The organism is Streptomyces sp. SID1328 (assembly GCF_009865595.1).
Classification (GTDB): domain Bacteria; phylum Actinomycetota; class Actinomycetes; order Streptomycetales; family Streptomycetaceae; genus Streptomyces; species Streptomyces griseoluteus.
Window position 1 is genome coordinate 1 of record NZ_WWKH01001036.1, and the last position, 1,597, is coordinate 1,597.

General features: G+C 72.3%; 1 protein-coding gene and 1 pseudogene. Both read right to left on the reverse strand.

Going from position 1 to position 1,597, the window contains the following annotated elements; all coding sequences use genetic code 11:
• A partial coding sequence (locus tag GT030_RS33375; protein ID WP_161204268.1) for a phosphatase PAP2 family protein occupies positions 1-795 on the reverse strand: 795 nt, incomplete at its 3' end.
• 238 nt (positions 796-1,033) lie between these two features.
• Positions 1,034-1,597, reverse strand: a pseudogene (locus GT030_RS33380) (hypothetical protein); the annotation flags it as partial.

Below are 1,597 nucleotides of genomic sequence, written 5' to 3' on the forward strand. Positions count from 1 at the left end.
CGTGCCCGCGCCGGCCGCGGGCACGGTCCGCCGCCGGCGGGCGCGCAGCCGGTCCCGCAGCGCGAACAGCGCGTTCTCCGCGCGGGAGATCAGCGGCTCGAACCAGGGGAGCGCCAGCAGGATCAGCAGCCCGGCGGCCCAGCCCAGCAGCACGTCGCTCAGCCAGTGCGTACCGAGGTAGACGGTGGTGAGGCCGACGCCGAGCGAGGTGATCGCGGAGAGGGCGGACAGCCAGCGGCGCGCCCTGGCCGTGGAGGCCAGATACGCCAGGATGCCCCAGGTCACGACCGCGTTGGCGGTGTGACCCGAGGGGAATATGTCTCCGCCCAGGCCCATCTCGTTCGAGCCGATCACGGTGGCGTAGTGCGGGCCGAGCCGGCCCATGCCGAGCTTGGCGGCACCGACCGTGATGTTCAGCAGCAGCAGCGAGGCGGCCAGGGTCAGCAGCGGACGGACCGTGTGCTGCCGCCAGGAGCGCCAGCCGAGCCAGGCCGCGACCATCACCGCGGTGGGGCCGCGCTGGCCGAGCACCACGTAGTAGTCGAGGAAGGCGTGGATGCCCGGCCACTGCTGGTAGGGGCGGAAGAACATGACCCGCCAGTCCAGCCGGACCAGCCAGGACGTGGTGATCACGGCCCACACGATCGCCAGGTAGAAGGCCAGGGTCGAGGAGAACAGCACGGCCCGGTGCCGCGACATCCGCGGCACGTCGATATGGGCGGGCCGTTCCGGCTCACGGTCCAGCCTGGCGAACACCCGGTCCAGACGCCGGGTGAGCTTTCGTTCGGTACGCACCCAATCGACGTTACAGCGAGTGAGCTGTGTTCCCGGTCGGTACTGGGGCTTTGTGATGACGATGTGATGTGGGAAACCTCTCAGGAACCGCTTGAATTCCTGAACGTCGGCAATATCGCCGGAGCGGCCCCCGTAATTGCCCCGGATCTCGCCAGGAGCGGTTTTATGGCGCTTTTAATTCGGTTCACCGAAAGGTGGTCCGGTATTGGGCGCGCGCTCACCCGGGCCGCCGGGCCCCTCACGGCGGACCGGAGCCGTTCAGCCACCAGGCGCCGTACACCGCCGCACCGGCCGCCAGCGCGCCGACCAGCAGCGCGGCGCGGGCCGGGCGGGCGCGGGCCAGCGCCTCGGCCAGAGGGAAGAGCAGGGGGAAGGCGGGCAGCAGCAGCCGGGGCTTGGAACCGAAGTAGCTCGACGCGCACAGGGCCAGCGCCAGCACGACCCCGCTGTAGACCAGCAGCGCGAGCGGCTGCCCCCGGCGCACCCCGGCCCCGTACAGCCACAGCAGCAGGACGACGCCGGTGATCAGGGCGATGCCCGCGAGGGCCGACGGGAACGCGGTGAGCATGCCGCCGACGAAGCGGGCGAAGGCATAGCCGCCGTCGAACCCGTTGCGCCACCCCGCCTGGACGTCGAGGTAGCCGAGCGGGCCGTCCCCGGTGCGGTGGCCCACCCACTGGACGTACGCCGCCGCGCCCAGCGGGGCCACGGCGGCGCCCAGCACCCGGCGCCAGGCGGGGGCGCGCGGGCCGTCCGCGCTCCCCGTTCGCCCGAACGAGGCAACGGCCGCCACCCACACCGC